Genomic DNA, 16,083 nt, shown 5'->3' with positions numbered 1-16,083 from the left:
AGGTTACCCACGTGTTACTCACCCGTCCGCCGCTAACATCCGGGAGCAAGCTCCCTTCTGTCCGCTCGACTTGCATGTATTAGGCACGCCGCCAGCGTTCGTCCTGAGCCAGGATCAAACTCTCCGAAAAAGTTCAAAACCGAAGTTTTGTTTTTCGCCAGTTTGACTGACTACCTATGAAATATCATAGGATTTTTTTATAAAAACTCGAATTAACAGGTACGTTTTGTCTTGTTTAGTTTTCAAAGAACTTGTTTGTCACTCTCTCAAAGCGACCACTTAAATATATCATATATCTCTATCAATAGTCAACATTTTTCTTGAAAAACATTTTATTTTTTTAAGAAGTTTTTGTTATGAAAGAGATAAAAAATAGAGCCTCTTTTTGCTCCTTTGAAAGATTAACACATATCTATGAAAAAAGCATTATAAACTTCAAAAAAAATCATGTTTTTTCAAAAAAAAATAAAGCCGGTGAAAAACCGGCTTTATCTTTACTCAGATTGCTCTTGATCTGACTCTACGTTTTCTTCACTATTCTCTTCATCGTCTTCTGGTGATTGTTCTACTAATGCCACTGTAGCGACATGTTCATCATCACCTAGACGGATCAGGCGGACACCTTGAGTGACTCGGCCTGTTGTGGAAATATCTGAAACGGCCATACGGATGATGACACCACTACCTGTAATAATCATCAAGTCTTCTTCAGCTTCAGCGTTAGTCGCCTTCACTGCAACAAGCGGACCGTTGTTGTCAGTGATCTTGCACGTTTTCAGACCTTTACCACCACGGCTTTGGACACGATATTCTTTTTCAGGCGTTAATTTACCATAACCTTTTTCAGTTACGATCAATACGTTTGCATCTGGCTCAAGGATTTCCATTCCAACGACGATGTCATCCTCAGAAAGTGTGATCCCTTTAACTCCAGCTGCTGTACGTCCCATTTCACGAACATCTGTCTCGTCGAAACGAATGAGCATTCCTTTTTTCGTTCCGATGATGATTTGTTTTTCACCATTGGTTAAACGAACAGCCATCAATTCATCTTCATCACGCAGGCTGAGTGCAATCAAACCGTTGTTTCGGATGTTTGCAAATTGAGACAATGACGTTCGTTTCGATACACCGTGTCTTGTTGTAAAGAAGAGATACGAATCTTCATCAAATTCGCTGACTGGAATAATGGCGTTTATCCACTCTCCCTTTTCTACTTCAAGAAGGTTAATAATCGGAATCCCTTTCGCTGTTCGTCCGAATTCAGGGATCTCATAGCCCTTCGCTCGATAAACCTTCCCTTTATTAGAGAAGAAGAGAATCGTATCGTGCGTAGATGTTGAGATCAGCTGTTCAACGAAATCATCTTCGTTGGTTCCCATTCCTTGTACACCTTTACCGCCTCTTTTTTGACTGCGGTATGTTGATGCAGGCAGGCGCTTAATATAACCATTATGAGTCAGTGTGATCACAATATTTTCAACAGGAATCAAATCTTCGTCTTCGATTGTTTCTATACCCGCTGTCACAATTTCTGTGCGGCGCGTATCATTGAAGCGTTCTTTGATTTCTGTTAATTCTTCTCTAATGATTTCTAGAACTTTCTCATTGTCTGCTAGAATGGCTTTCAATTCAGCAATCAATTCAACAAGCCCTTTGTATTCATCTTCTATTTTCTCTCTTTCTAAACCAGTCAAACGCTGGAGTCGCATATCGAGAATGGCCTGTGCTTGTTTTTCAGACAAGCTATAGTTTTCCATCAAACCATTTCTTGCAATTTCAGCAGTTTGAGAGCCTCTAATTAAGGCAATGACCTCATCTAAGTGATCAAGCGCAATTCTTAAGCCTTCTAAAATATGAGCTCTTGCTTCCGCTTTACGCAATTCATACGCCGTTCTTCGACGAATAATCACTTTCTGATGCTCAAGGTAATATTCAAGACATTGTTTGAGAGATAACACTTTCGGCTGTCCATCAACAAGTGCAAGCAAGTTAATACCGAAGGACGTTTGAAGTGTCGTTTGTTTATAAAGATTGTTTAATAGAACATGGACGTTTGCGTCTCTTCGTAGTTCAATGACAATTCTCATTCCATTACGGTCAGATTCATCACGAAGATCTGTAATGCCATCAATCTTTTTATCACGGACAAGATCTGCGATTTTTTCGATCAAACGAGCTTTGTTAACCTGATAAGGAATCTCGTTGATAACAATGCGCTGCTTACCACTAGATGTTTCTTCGATGTTTGACTTTGCACGTAATGTAATAGAGCCGCGTCCTGTTTCATACGCTTTACGAATACCGCTTCGCCCAATGATTTGTCCCGCAGTTGGGAAGTCTGGACCTGGAATGATGTCCATTAGTTCCTGTGTCGTCATTTCAGGATTTTGACTAATTGCCAATACCCCATCAATCACTTCACCTAGTTGGTGAGGCGGGATATTCGTTGCCATCCCTACAGCGATTCCTGTTGCCCCGTTCACTAATAAGTTCGGGAACCTAGCAGGCATAACGACTGGCTCTCTTTCGCTGCCATCGTAGTTATCTTGATAATCAATGGTGTCCTTTGTGATATCACGCAGGATCTCCATCGAAATTTTAGAAAGACGTGCCTCGGTATAACGCATGGCTGCTGCGCCGTCTCCATCGACAGAACCAAAGTTCCCGTGCCCTTCAACCAGCATATTACGATAGTTGAAATCTTGCGCCATCCGAACCATCGCTTCATATACAGCGCTATCACCGTGAGGGTGGTACTTACCGATAACTTCCCCAACGATACGTGCCGATTTCTTAAATGGTTTATCACTTGTCATACCTAGGTCATTCATCGCATACAAAATTCTTCGATGCACGGGCTTCAATCCGTCTCGCACATCTGGTAATGCACGCGAAACAATAACACTCATTGCATAATCTAAAAAGGACGTACGCATTTCATGGCTAATATTCACTTCGCGTACATTTGGTGTATGTTGTTCACTCACTATAAGAACCTCCCTTTACGTATCACATGAAATAAATTATGTGGGAGTAAAATATGTATTTATCTTCACAAGACTATTCTCCATTATATCAATAATCTTGCCTTTATACACATTTATTTACTAGAAAATCGACGAATCGCAGAAAACCAGGACATTCGTTTCACGCCCCTGTTTCTTGAAAAACAACCTTATTCCAAACAAGAAATAAGGTTGCTCTCAAGGGGGGATACCTATCTAAATATCAAGATTTTTTACGTATTGTGCATTTTCTTCGATAAAGTTACGTCTCGGCTCTACTTTATCTCCCATTAGCATTTCAAAAGTCTCATCAGCATCGATTGCATCCTCAAGTGTCACTTGAAGAAGTGTTCTCGCATCAGGATCCATTGTTGTTTCCCAAAGCTGAGTAGCATTCATCTCTCCAAGACCTTTATAACGCTGAAGTCCAGGTTTCGGTGTTTGAGGTAGTGTTTTTAACAGTTCATCTAGCTGTTTATCGTTATACACGTATTCAACACGCTTTCCTTGCTGCACTTTATATAAAGGCGGCTGTGCAATATACACATAACCGTTTTCAATGATTTCACGCATGTAGCGATAGAAGAATGTTAGGAGTAGCGTCCGTATATGCGCTCCATCAACATCAGCATCAGTCATGATCACAATTTTGTGATAACGTGCTTTCTCTAAAGTGAAGTCTTCTCCGATTCCAGTCCCTAGCGCTGTAATCATTGAACGAACCTCGTTGTTAGATAAAATTTTATCTAGTCGGGCTTTTTCAACGTTTAGGATCTTCCCTCTTAACGGTAAGATCGCTTGGAAATGTCGATCACGACCTTGCTTAGCAGATCCGCCCGCAGAATCTCCCTCTACGATATAAAGCTCAGAGATGGAAGGATCTTTAGAAGAACAGTCTGCCAGTTTCCCAGGCAAGCTAGAGACTTCCAGTGCACTTTTACGTCTTGTCAGCTCACGTGCCTTTTTGGCAGCCATTCTTGCACGAGCTGCCATCACACCTTTCTCCACAATTTTCTTTGCAGCATCAGGGTTCTCTAAGAGGAATTTCTCAAGTGCTTCGGAGAAGAGGGAGTCGGTAATGGTTCTTGCTTCTGAGTTACCGAGCTTTGTCTTCGTTTGTCCTTCAAATTGAGGGTCTGGATGTTTGATAGAGATAATGGCTGTTAAGCCTTCTCGTACATCTTCTCCGCTCAAATTCGAGTCACCATCTTTGAATACGCCATTTTTACGAGCATAATCATTGATGACACGCGTCAGACCGGTTTTAAAGCCAGCTTCGTGTGATCCACCTTCATATGTGTTGATGTTATTGGCGAAAGAATAAATATTGCTTGTATAGGAATCGTTGTATTGCAGTGCAACTTCAACGGTGATTCCGTCTTTTTCACCCTCGATGTAAACTGGTTCTTCATGAACGACTTCCTTCGAGCGATTCAAATGTTCTACATAGCTCTTAATACCGCCTTCATAGCAGTATTCGTTTCTTCGTTCTTTGCCTTCACGTAAGTCTTCAATGATGATGTTGACGCCTTTTGTTAAGAAAGCTAACTCACGTACACGGTTAGCAAGTGTGTCGTAATCAAATTCAATGGTTTCAGTGAAAATTTCTGGATCTGGCACAAAATGAGTGGTTGTCCCTGTTACATCTGTTTCACCGATGATCTCTAAATCTCCAACTGGAACACCGCGTTTGAATTGTTGATAATGAATTTTTCCATCACGGTATACAGTCACGTCTAAGGTCGTAGATAACGCATTAACAACAGATGCCCCTACACCATGCAGACCGCCAGATACTTTATAACCGCTGCCGTCAAATTTACCACCAGCGTGAAGAACCGTCATAATGACTTCTACAGCAGGACGTCCCATTTTTTCGTGAATCCCAACAGGAATTCCGCGGCCGTTATCTTTCACTGTGATGCTATTATCTTTTTCAATTTGCACTGTAATGTCTGTACAATAACCAGCTAAAGCCTCATCAATACTGTTGTCGACAATTTCCCATACAAGATGGTGAAGTCCTTTTGCACTGGTTGACCCAATGTACATTCCTGGACGTTTTCTAACCGCTTCTAGTCCTTCGAGCACCTGTATCTGATTTTCATCATAACTATTATGTTGCTGTTCCATTGCCACGTACATTCACCTACACTTTTCTTAAACGATATATTTATATGAATTGAGCTTTTAGACTTCAATTTCAATCACAAATGAAGCACGTTTTTTGAGCGTGCTTGAGGAAAGAGGAGAGTAATACACGGATTCAGTTGTGACGACGATGGATTTGGGTGTCCCTTGTGACAACGAAATGATTTGTTCTTCTTGTTTTTGAAGAAATTCCTCTACAACAGAAGATGACCTCATTTTGTAATCAACAATTGCGACAATCTCTCGTGTAGAAACAACACAATCATCACCTAAATGAATATACAAGACTCACACCTCATTTATCAGTCAATTACTTTTCCACTGGCTACTCTGAAAATTTCCGCTTCTTTCAGGGTGGCGTGATCGATGCCTTCAACACTCGTAGTGGTGACAAAGGTCTGTACACGTCCCTGAATGGTATGGAGCAAATGAGACTGTCTGTAATCATCAAGTTCAGATAAAACATCATCGAGTAGAAGAATTGGGTATTCACCGATTTCTTCATGAATCAGATCAATTTCTGCCAGCTTTAGTGAAAGAGCTGTTGTTCTTTGCTGCCCTTGAGAGCCATATGTCTGAACATCCCGACCATTCACAAAGAAAAGAAGATCATCTCTGTGAGGCCCCCATAGCGTCACCCCTCGGTCTATTTCTCTGTCTCTTAGTTTCTGAAACGATTCTTCATAGCTATTTTTTATTTTCGACAAGTCTGACGCTTCTGATACCTCTATGGCCGTCTGGTATTGGAGCGTGAGCGTTTCCAGCTCTCTTGAAATCCCAAAATGCAGCGGCTGCGCCCATTTTTCGAGCTGTTTCGTAAAAGTCAGTCGTCTTTTGACAACCTTCGCTGCCGCATCAATCAACTGCTCTGTTAAAATCTCCAGCATCGCTTGATCCGTTTGCTTTCTTGTTTGCAATTGTTTCAAGTAATGATTTCGCTGAGTGAGGATTTTTTGATAGAGCGATAAATCATGCAAGTAGACAGCAGACACTTGTCCAATCTCCATGTCGAGGAATCTTCTGCGGATTTGCGGGCTACCTTTCACAAGGCTGAGATCCTCTGGTGCAAACATGATGGTGTTCAAGGCACCAACATAATGACTGAGTTTCTGTTGTTCAATGTGATTGACCTTGCCCTTTTTTCCTTTTTTTGAGATCACGAGCTGCATGGGGAGTGGACCATTTTTTTTGATGACTCTACCTTCTATTTTAGCATAGTCTTCGTCCCATCGGATAAGTTCTTTATCATTTGACGTACGATGAGACTTTGCCATCGACAATACATAGATCGCTTCCATCAGGTTCGTTTTACCTTGGGCGTTCTCACCAATCATCACATTCACCTTATTGTCGAATTGAAGCTCGGTGTGTTCATAGTTTCGGTATGAAGTTAACGCCAGACTTTGAATGTACATGTATTGTCACCCGTTTCTAATTCACAACTTGAAATGTGCCGTGACCTTCTATCTCGACAACATCACCTGGGTATAATTTGCGTCCCCGTCTATTATCTGGCTCTTGATTGATGAACACCTCATGTTCACTTAAAAACCACTTCGCCATTCCACCAGATTGAATGACTTCGGCTAATTTCAAAAACTGCCCTAATGTAATCATTTCTGTTTCAATCGTTATCAGATTAGGCATTGTATCGACCTCTTTCAATATCACTAATATCTAATTGTACTAAAAAACAAGACAAGAAGGAAAGGGGGAAAGCGAACTGGGATGAAAGAAAGCTGAGGAAACGAGGAAAAAAGCTGCTGTGCGCTCACACAGCAGCCATTTTAGACCAAATTAATACGTTCTAACTGGAAGAATCAATTGCAAAATGGAATCATCATTTGGCGTTCGTAATAGGAATGGTCTCATTGCGCCAGTGAAACTGACATGAATCTCTGTTCCCTCTAATACTTTTAAAGCATCAAGCATATATTTCGGACTGAAAGAGATTTTGAGATCCTCCCCTTTAATGTCATCTGCTTGCACCGTTTCAACTACTTTACCGATTTCAGGCGAATTAGAAGAAATTTCAAGGCTTTGCGCAGGATCAGCAGAAAGCTTCACAACGTTGTTACGCCCTTCTCTTGCTAAAAGTGACGCGCGATCAATCGCTTGAAGGAATTCTTTCGTATTCACCACTACATCCGTTTTACTTTCTTGCGGAATGAGGCGAGCTGTATCTGGGTAATTACCATCCAGCAATCTTGAGAAGAACAGCACGTTCTGTGCTTTAAAGAGAACCTGTGTCTCCGTAATGACGATGCTCACAAGATCTTGTCCATCATCAAGAATTTTACTTAGCTCTGTTAAACTCTTTCCAGGAATGACCACATTGTACGAGCTTTCCTCGTTAATATCCAACTTCGCTTTTCTTAAAGCAAGACGATGACTATCCGTTGCTGTGCATATTAATTCACCTTTTTCAACCTTCCAGTTTACACCTGTCAAGATAGGTCGTGTTTCTGAGGTGGACACTGCGAAAACCGTTTGACGGATAAGGTTTTTAAGCAAATCTGTTGGAATTTGAAAAGCATGATGCTCTTCAATTTGTGGCAGATGCGGATATTCTTCAGCATCTAAGCCGTTTAAATTAAATTCTGCTGAACCAGAGCGGATGATGGTCAGATGATTTTGTTCTACCTCAATTTCGACAGTAGACATAGGCAGTTTCTTAACGATTTCGCTAAAGAAGCGGGCTTGCAGCACAATACTTCCTGGTCGATCAAGTGTAATGACTTCTAAATCTCCATCTCTTTGAGGAATAAAAGATTCGATTGAGATATCAGAATCGCTCCCTGTGAGAGAAACCCCTTCGTCAGATGCAACAATTTTAATCCCTGTCAAAATAGGAATCGTTGTTCTAGAGGATACGGCCTTTAATACATCTTGGACACTTTCAACAAGACGATCTTTTTGAATCGTGAATTTCATAGTGGTCCTCCTAATTTTTCTTAATGACATGTATATATATTTATTTAATAAAAATCGTAGAAGTACTAGTAGGGCTTGTGAATATGTGGATAAGTCAGTAGAAAGAAAGGAAAGACAGCCTATCCACATGTGGACAGACTGTGTATGACTATGCTCTAGTTATTCACATTTTCCCGTACTTATCTTATCAGCTTGATTATTTTAGTTGTTCTTTGATCTCTTTGACATGCTGCTGAAGCTGTTCATCTTCAACGATTAATTTTGAAATTTTCTCATGAGCATGAATGACGGTCGTATGATCTCGTCCACCAAATTCTTCTCCGATTTTAGGTAGAGAGGAATCGGTCATTTCTCTAGAGAGATACATCGCAATTTGTCTTGGATAAGCAACTGATTTCGTACGTTTCTTCGCTTTGAAATCTTCTAATCGAATATTAAATTGCTGCCCTACAATTCTTTGAATATCTTTAATTGTAATCACCTTAGGTTTCGATGAAGGAATGATGTCCTTTAGGGCTTCAGCTGCTAGATCAGCATTGATGTCTTTATTGATTAAAGAAGAGTAAGCAACAACACGAATCAAAGCACCTTCCAGTTCCCGAATGTTGCTGTCGATTTGATTGGCAATATAAAGCATGACTTCATTCGGAATGTCTAAACCTTCTGCTTTTGCTTTTTTACGTAAGATCGCAATACGCGTTTCTAGATCTGGCGGGGTAATGTCTGTAATTAAGCCCCATTCGAATCGAGAGCGTAATCTGTCTTCAAGTGTCGGAATTTCCTTTGGCGGACGGTCACTAGAAATGACGATTTGCTTACTTTCTTCGTGAAGTGTGTTGAATGTATGGAAAAACTCTTCTTGTGTTTGTTCTTTTCCTGCTAAAAATTGAATATCATCTATCAAAAGCACATCTACATTCCGATAGCGATTACGGAAATCGACTGCTTTGTTGTCCCGGATTGAGTTGATAAATTCATTTGTAAATTTTTCAGATGATAGATAGACCACTTTGGCTGATGGATTATGGTCGATGACGTAATGACCGATCGCATGCATTAAGTGAGTCTTTCCTAAACCAACGCCCCCATAAATAAAAAGCGGGTTATATGCTTTTGCTGGTGCTTCTGCGACTGCAAGTGAAGCGGCATGAGCAAAACGGTTGCCTGAACCAATAACAAAAGTATCAAATGTATATTTTGGATTCAGCATATTTTGTGGAATTTCAACGGGTTCTTCTTTCGACATTTTTTTGATTGGAGATTTTGGCATGGCTTCCTCTTCGTCCTGATTTTGAGGAATGATAAATTTGATGCTGAGCTCTTCGCCTGTCAGTTCATAGATGGTATCTGCAATTAAGTGAAGGTATCTTGACTCGAGCCAGTCTCTTGCAAATTCATTAGGTGCAGTAATAGTCAGCGTATCTCCTTGAAGAGAATGGGCTTTAGTGGACTTCATCCATGTTTCAAAACTAGGTTTGCTCAATTTTGTCTCTATTTTTTGAAGTGCTTTATTCCACAGATCCAAAATATTTTCCATAAGGCTTCTCCCCCCTCCTTTTCTTTTTAAAATGACCAGTATCAAACTGTTATAGAACACGAAAAAGAGCAAATGGTCATCACCATTCGTGCACATACTTTGTTGAAAACAATTAATATAGTAGAAAAACGTCTTTTCGACAAATTACACAGGTTGTGGATAAACAATTCAACAAGCTGTGTAATAACTTTCCACAGGTTATCCACAAATTGTGGATAAGATAAATAGGCCAGATAAGTAATTAAGAGTTAAAACACAAATATAATATCAAAATAAACAAGATGGTGCAATGGGTGTCACAAACTTATCCACACACTTTACATGCTGTTGAAAAATAATTATCCACATAGGTTATTTGTGTGAAAAAAATGTCGATAATGGATGTGGATAGTCAAAATATGCCGGGAAAATATCCACAACCTTGTTTTGAAGGTTTTTTTGAAGGAAAAAAAGAATAAAATGCTGGAAACTAAAAAAGAAGGTTTCTTCACTTGATAACTTGTGTTATGCTTATAAGGTTGATAATAAGAGTTTTATCATTGATATTGACAATCGATGGGTTACACAAATATAATGAGTTAGACTGTCTTAAACAGCTATTCCTCAGGGAGGTGTCATAAATGAAAAGAACGTTTCAACCAAATAACCGTAAGCGTAGTAAAGTTCATGGCTTCCGCAGCCGTATGAGTTCTAAAAACGGACGTCTAGTTTTAAAGCGACGCCGCAGCAAAGGTAGAAAAAAATTATCAGCTTAGGCCACTGAATAATGTCAGTGGTCTTTTTTACATAAAATCGTAAATGAACTGTCAGTTTTTATCGGAGTGGAAGAAAACATGAAGAAGCGAAACAGGCTAAAAAAAAATGAAGAGTTTCAAACAGTGTTCAAAAAAGGTCAATCAATGGCTAATCGCCAATTCGTCATTTATCAGCTGGACCAACCAAATCAAGAAGAACTGCGTTTAGGATTGTCTGTCAGTAAGAAGATAGGTAATGCAGTGATAAGAAACCGGATTAAACGACTAATCCGTCAGGTGTTCTTAGAGGAAGGTCATAAGCTAAAGCAAGAAAAAGACTACATTGTTATCGCACGAAAGCCAGCAAGCGAATTGACCTTTGAAGAAACAAAGAAGTCTCTCCAGCATTTATTTAGAAAATCCGCTGTTTATCAACAACAACCGAAAAAGTCTTCGTAATAGAAACTTTCGTTGAATCAATTTTTAAAAGCGCTTCCTTCATCTAGTGAATTAAAATGAAACCACCACTTTGTAATGAAAAAATGTTACCATACTGATTAGGTGAGTCACTTTCGTAATCAATTCCAACTTAAATAAAGTTTGAAGTAATGGGAGGAATCTTGTTGAAAAGGCGATTATTACTAATATTTAGCTTGATTGGCGTGTTGGTTCTATTGGCAGGATGTACACAAATCAATGAACCAATCACATCAGATAGTAAGGGATTCTGGAATTCTTACATTGTATACCCGCTATCTCAATTAATCACTTACATGGCAAACTTAACTGGTGAAAACTATGGTGTAGCGATTATTATTGTAACTCTTTTGATTCGTTTGCTCATTTTACCATTAATGATTAAACAATTAAGAAGTACAAAAGCAATGCAAGCACTTCAGCCAGAATTAAAGAAGCTTCGTGAAAAATATAGTTCAAAAGATCAAAAAACACAGCAGCAGCTTCAACAGGAAACAATGGCTCTTTTCCAAAAGAATGGTGTAAATCCATTAGCAGGGTGTTTCCCAATCTTAATTCAAATGCCAATCTTAATTGGTTTTTATCATGCGATCATGAGAACAGCTGAAATCAAAAAACATACTTTCTTATGGTTTGACTTAGGCAGTCCAGATCCATTATTCCTGTTACCGATTATTGCAGGTGTAGCTACTTTTATTCAGCAGAAGCTAATGATGGCTGGAAATCCTTCGGACAACCCTCAAATGGCGATTATGCTTTGGGTGATGCCGATTATGATCATTGTATTTGCAATCAGTTTCCCAGCGGCACTTTCACTGTACTGGGTTGTAGGTAACATTTTCATGATCATTCAAACGTTGGTCATTAAAACACCTCAAGTAAAAGTTGATACAAAAGAAAAAGCTGGCGGGAACAAAAAATGAAGGAAATAACTGCTGTCGGTCGCACAGTCGAAGAAGCAGTAGATTCCGGACTGAAACAAATTCAACTACTACAAGAAGAAGTGGATATCACAATAGTAGATGAAGGAAACAAAGGATTTTTAGGATTATTTGGTAAAAGACAAGCTGTTGTCAAGTTAGTAGAAAAGCGAGATGCGCTCAAATTAGCAACACAGTATTTAGATAAAATTGTTAAATCAATTGATCCTAAAGCAAACATTGTTTCGAAAAAAGAAACGAAAAAGATCTCTTTTCACATTGATGGAGACAAAACTTCATTAATGATTGGAAAAAGAGGACAAACACTGTACTCTTTAGAAACCTTGGTGCAGTTAGTGTTTAATCGTTATTCTGATCAGTATCATCATATTACAATTGATATTGGAGATTATAGGAAGAAACGACAAGAAGCACTTGAACAATACGCAATCAAAACGGCAAATCGTGTTTTAAAAACGAAGAGAAAGGTTCATTTAGAACCGATGCCTTCGAATGAACGAAAAGTCGTTCATGATACGATTGCAGCATTTTCTAAAGAACTTGCCACGGCATCCGAAGATACAGGCAGCAAGCGTCATGTTGTGGTGATGTATAAAAAATAGCAGAAAGGCTAAGATTCAGCAAAGCTGGATTTTAGTCTTTTTTTATTGAAAAATTACCTTTTAATAGTAGATTCCTCCTTTATTTCTAAAAAGTTAGTGTGTTATTTAGATCGAAAACGTCATTTTCCCTTAGTTGCAAAGGGAGAAGGGCGTTTTAATTTATTGGATTTAGGTGTAAGATGTGAAGACAAGTTTAGAACGTCGTTATTCACATGTGGATAAGTTAAGTGTTAAAATAGACAGGGTGCAAAACTGTGGATAATTAAATGTGGGCTACTTTCGCTTCGCATGCATTTATGGTATCTTTAAATTTTGGATTAAGCGTTTTTGATATAGAGATGGACAACGTCCATTTAATAGATATAAGACTGTCTATTGAATAGAGAAAGAGGTGAATGAGCGGTGGATACAATTGCAGCAATTTCTACACCAATGGGTGAAGGGGCAATTGCCATTATACGTTTAAGCGGGCCTGATGCAGTTCAGATTGCTGATCGCATGTATAAGGGGCCTAAGGAGAAAAAACTTGTATCAGTGGATTCTCATACAATTCATTATGGTCATATTGTAGATTCAAGTACCGAGCAAGTGATAGAAGAGGTCATGGTGTCTGTATTAAGAGCGCCAAAAACATTTACGAGAGAAGACGTTATTGAGATCAACTGCCATGGCGGAATTGTCACGGTCAATAAAGTCTTGCAGCTTGCTTTAAAAGAAGGAGCGAGATTAGCGGAGCCAGGTGAGTTTACAAAACGTGCTTTCCTAAATGGAAGAATCGACTTGTCACAAGCAGAAGCCGTAATGGACTTGATTCGTGCAAAAACTGACCGTGCGATGAATGTCGCAATTACTCAAATGGAGGGACGTCTCTCCGGTTTGATTAAACGTCTTCGTGGTGAGATATTGGAGACACTTGCCCATGTAGAAGTGAATATTGATTATCCAGAGTATGACGATGTGGAAGAAATGACACATCGAGTCTTAGTTGAAAAGGCGACATCTGTGAAAAAGGAAATTGAATCGCTTCTAACGACTTCACAGCAGGGGAAAATCCTACGTGAGGGCTTATCTACTGTTATTATTGGAAGGCCAAATGTTGGGAAGTCTTCCTTATTAAATAGTCTTGTTCAGGAAACAAAGGCGATTGTGACCGATATTCCTGGAACAACCAGAGATGTCATCGAGGAATATGTGAATGTAAGAGGAGTACCGCTCCGTTTAGTAGATACTGCGGGTATACGTGAGACTGAAGACATTGTTGAGCGTATTGGGGTCGAGCGATCAAGACAGGTCTTAAAAGAAGCTGACCTGATTTTACTTGTGCTCAATTATAGTGAAGAGTTATCTGAGGAAGATATTAAGCTATTTGAGGCTGTCTCAGGTATGGATATTATTGTGATTGTCAATAAGACAGATCTTGAGCCTAAACTTGATGTAGAAAAGGTAAAAGAGTTAGCGAAGGATCGTCCGGTTGTTACAACATCTTTATTACAAGAAAAAGGGATTGATGAGCTTGAAATGGCCATTCAATCTTTATTCTTCACAGGCTCAATTGAAAGTGGAGATTTAACGTATGTGAGCAATACTAGGCATATTGCGCTCCTTCAAGAAGCAAAACAATCGATTGAAGATGCTCTAGAAGGAATTGAAATGAATGTACCGATCGACATTGTTCAAATAGATTTAACACGCTGCTGGGAGCAGCTAGGTGAAATTATTGGGGATGCTGTTCATGAAAGCTTAATCGATCAGTTATTCTCTCAATTCTGTTTAGGAAAGTAAAGGGAGGAACAAAAGAAATGGGTTATGAAGCTGGCCAATATGATGTAATCGTCGTCGGTGCCGGTCATGCTGGTGTTGAGGCTGCTCTTGCTTCTGCAAGACAGGGCGCCAAAACACTTGTATTGACCATCAATCTCGATATGGTTGCTTTTATGCCATGTAATCCGTCCGTAGGAGGTCCCGCTAAAGGGATTGTCGTCAGAGAAATTGATGCGCTAGGCGGGGAAATGGCACGAAATATAGATAAGACGCACATTCAAATGCGTATGCTGAATACTGGGAAAGGACCTGCTGTCCGTGCGTTAAGAGCGCAAGCAGATAAGTTTCAATATCAGCACGAAATGAAAAAAACAATGGAAAATGAACCAAACCTAACAATGCTGCAAGGGATGGTAGACCATTTAATTGTAGAAGATGATGAATGTAAAGGTGTTGTGACTCAAACAGGTGCAAATTATCGCGCGAAGTCTGTTGTTCTAACGACTGGTACTTTCTTAAAAGGCCGCATTATTTTAGGGGATCTTTCTTATTCAAGCGGTCCTAATAATCAGCAGCCTTCCATTAAATTATCGGATCATCTAGCAGAATTAGGATTCGATTTGGTTCGCTTTAAAACTGGGACACCACCTCGAGTAAACAGCCACTCGATTGATTATAGTAAGACGGAAATTCAACCAGGTGACGATGTACCACGTGCGTTTTCTTATGAAACTGTGGAATATATTACAAATCAATTACCATGCTGGTTAACATACACGAGTTTAGAGACTCATCAAATTATTGATGAGAATCTTCACCGTTCTCCTATGTATTCAGGTATGATTAAAGGAACAGGTCCTAGATACTGTCCGTCTATTGAGGATAAGGTGGTTCGTTTTAATGATAAACCGAGACATCAAATTTTCTTAGAGCCAGAAGGCCGTAATACGCAAGAAGTGTATGTTCAAGGTTTATCTACAAGTCTGCCAGAGGATGTACAGCAGCGAATGCTGTCAACCATTCCAGGGCTTGAAAATGTACAAATGATGCGAGCGGGTTATGCCATTGAGTATGATGCGATTGTGCCTACACAATTGTGGCCGACACTTGAGACGAAGAAAATTTCTGGATTATATACAGCTGGCCAAATCAATGGTACCTCTGGTTATGAGGAAGCTGCAGGTCAAGGAATTATGGCAGGTATCAATGCAGGAAGAAAAGCATTGGGTAAAGAAGAAGTCATTTTAAGCCGATCTGATGCATATATCGGTGTTCTCATTGATGATCTTGTCACGAAGGGTACAAATGAACCTTACCGTCTTTTAACTTCTCGTGCAGAGTACCGCTTACTTCTGCGTCATGACAATGCTGATTTAAGATTAACGGAACTTGGATATAACATTGGTTTAATTTCTGAAGAGAGATTCCAAGCATTCACACAGAAAAAAGAGGCTATTGAAGCAGAGAAAAAACGTTTATATTCTGTCATTATTAAACCTACAGCAGAGACACAGGAATATATCCGTTCTCTTGGTGGAAGTGAATTGAAGGACGGTATTCGAGCAAGTGATCTGATGAAGCGTCCAGAGATGAACTATGAATCTGTTGTGAAACTAGCTCCTGCTGACACACCGCTTCCTGCTGATGTGTGTGAACAGGTAGAGATTCAAATTAAATATGAAGGTTATATTGAAAAGTCGCTCCAACAAGTTGAAAAGCTGAAAAAGATGGAAAACAAAAAGATTCCGGATCGAATCGATTATGATGCCATCAAAGGGATTGCAACTGAAGCGAAGCAAAAGCTAAAAGAAGTCCGACCGCTTTCTGTTGCACAGGCTTCTCGTATTTCAGGCGTTAACCCTGCTGATATTTCTATCCTTTTAGTGTATTTGGAGCAGGGACGTATTGCGAAGATAGCAGAGTAGAAAGGATGTCGGC

At 39.6% G+C, this 16,083-nt stretch carries 13 protein-coding genes and 1 rRNA gene; 6 read left to right on the top strand and 8 right to left on the bottom strand.

Annotated elements, in window-relative coordinates; genetic code table 11:
- From FBF75_RS10070 to dnaA, 8 genes are all read right to left on the bottom strand, one after another.
- A 16S ribosomal RNA gene (locus FBF75_RS10070) occupies positions 1-130 on the bottom strand; the annotation flags it as partial.
- 364 nt (positions 131-494) lie between these two features.
- Positions 495-2,990 carry a DNA gyrase subunit A gene (gene gyrA, locus FBF75_RS10065; protein ID WP_058214360.1) on the bottom strand — a complete coding sequence of 832 codons (2,496 nt, stop codon included), beginning with the start codon at positions 2,988-2,990 and terminating at the stop codon, positions 495-497.
- A 234-nt stretch (positions 2,991-3,224) separates the two neighbouring features.
- Positions 3,225-5,141, bottom strand: coding sequence for a DNA topoisomerase (ATP-hydrolyzing) subunit B (gene gyrB / locus FBF75_RS10060; RefSeq protein WP_025206585.1), 1,917 nt, complete (start codon positions 5,139-5,141; stop codon positions 3,225-3,227).
- A 57-nt stretch (positions 5,142-5,198) separates the two neighbouring features.
- Positions 5,199-5,444: an extracellular matrix regulator RemB gene (gene remB, locus FBF75_RS10055; protein WP_008360920.1), complete on the bottom strand. Its 246-nt coding sequence runs from the start codon at positions 5,442-5,444 to the stop codon at positions 5,199-5,201.
- Positions 5,445-5,461: 17 nt separating this feature from the next.
- Positions 5,462-6,574, bottom strand: a complete 1,113-nt coding sequence (gene recF, locus FBF75_RS10050) for a DNA replication/repair protein RecF (RefSeq protein WP_007497487.1) — start codon at positions 6,572-6,574, stop codon at positions 5,462-5,464.
- A gap of 16 nt (positions 6,575-6,590) precedes the next feature.
- Positions 6,591-6,806: a S4 domain-containing protein YaaA gene (yaaA, locus tag FBF75_RS10045; RefSeq protein ID WP_008347598.1), complete on the bottom strand. Its 216-nt coding sequence runs from the start codon at positions 6,804-6,806 to the stop codon at positions 6,591-6,593.
- Between the two features lie 150 nt (positions 6,807-6,956).
- Positions 6,957-8,093: a DNA polymerase III subunit beta gene (gene dnaN / locus FBF75_RS10040; protein WP_136944700.1), complete on the bottom strand. Its 1,137-nt coding sequence runs from the start codon at positions 8,091-8,093 to the stop codon at positions 6,957-6,959.
- A gap of 196 nt (positions 8,094-8,289) precedes the next feature.
- Positions 8,290-9,630: a chromosomal replication initiator protein DnaA gene (gene dnaA / locus FBF75_RS10035; RefSeq protein ID WP_008347594.1), complete on the bottom strand. Its 1,341-nt coding sequence runs from the start codon at positions 9,628-9,630 to the stop codon at positions 8,290-8,292.
- 620 nt (positions 9,631-10,250) lie between these two features.
- On the opposite strand from dnaA, the gene rpmH reads away from it, so the two are divergent.
- From rpmH to mnmG, 6 genes are all read left to right on the top strand, one after another.
- Complete coding sequence (gene rpmH / locus FBF75_RS10030; RefSeq protein ID WP_008360908.1) at positions 10,251-10,385, top strand: 50S ribosomal protein L34; 135 nt, start codon at positions 10,251-10,253, stop codon at positions 10,383-10,385.
- Between the two features lie 78 nt (positions 10,386-10,463).
- Positions 10,464-10,823 carry a ribonuclease P protein component gene (rnpA, locus tag FBF75_RS10025; protein ID WP_008347592.1) on the top strand — a complete coding sequence of 120 codons (360 nt, stop codon included), beginning with the start codon at positions 10,464-10,466 and terminating at the stop codon, positions 10,821-10,823.
- A gap of 158 nt (positions 10,824-10,981) precedes the next feature.
- Complete coding sequence (spoIIIJ, locus tag FBF75_RS10020) at positions 10,982-11,764, top strand: YidC family membrane integrase SpoIIIJ (protein WP_089374159.1); 783 nt, start codon at positions 10,982-10,984, stop codon at positions 11,762-11,764.
- Positions 11,761-12,384 carry an RNA-binding cell elongation regulator Jag/EloR gene (gene jag, locus FBF75_RS10015; RefSeq protein WP_035390148.1) on the top strand — a complete coding sequence of 208 codons (624 nt, stop codon included), beginning with the start codon at positions 11,761-11,763 and terminating at the stop codon, positions 12,382-12,384. Before spoIIIJ ends, jag begins: the two co-directional genes overlap by 4 nt.
- Before the next feature lie 402 nt (positions 12,385-12,786).
- Positions 12,787-14,166: a tRNA uridine-5-carboxymethylaminomethyl(34) synthesis GTPase MnmE gene (gene mnmE, locus FBF75_RS10010; RefSeq protein ID WP_136944699.1), complete on the top strand. Its 1,380-nt coding sequence runs from the start codon at positions 12,787-12,789 to the stop codon at positions 14,164-14,166.
- A gap of 17 nt (positions 14,167-14,183) precedes the next feature.
- Positions 14,184-16,070, top strand: a complete 1,887-nt coding sequence (gene mnmG, locus FBF75_RS10005) for a tRNA uridine-5-carboxymethylaminomethyl(34) synthesis enzyme MnmG (RefSeq protein WP_046344926.1) — start codon at positions 14,184-14,186, stop codon at positions 16,068-16,070.
- Positions 16,071-16,083 lie beyond the last annotated feature (13 nt).

It is taken from the genome of Bacillus sp. S2(2019) (genome assembly GCF_005144805.1).
In the GTDB taxonomy this organism is placed as follows: Bacteria; Bacillota; Bacilli; order Bacillales; family Bacillaceae; genus Bacillus; species Bacillus altitudinis.
This window is presented reverse-complemented; position numbering and strand designations above follow the sequence as displayed.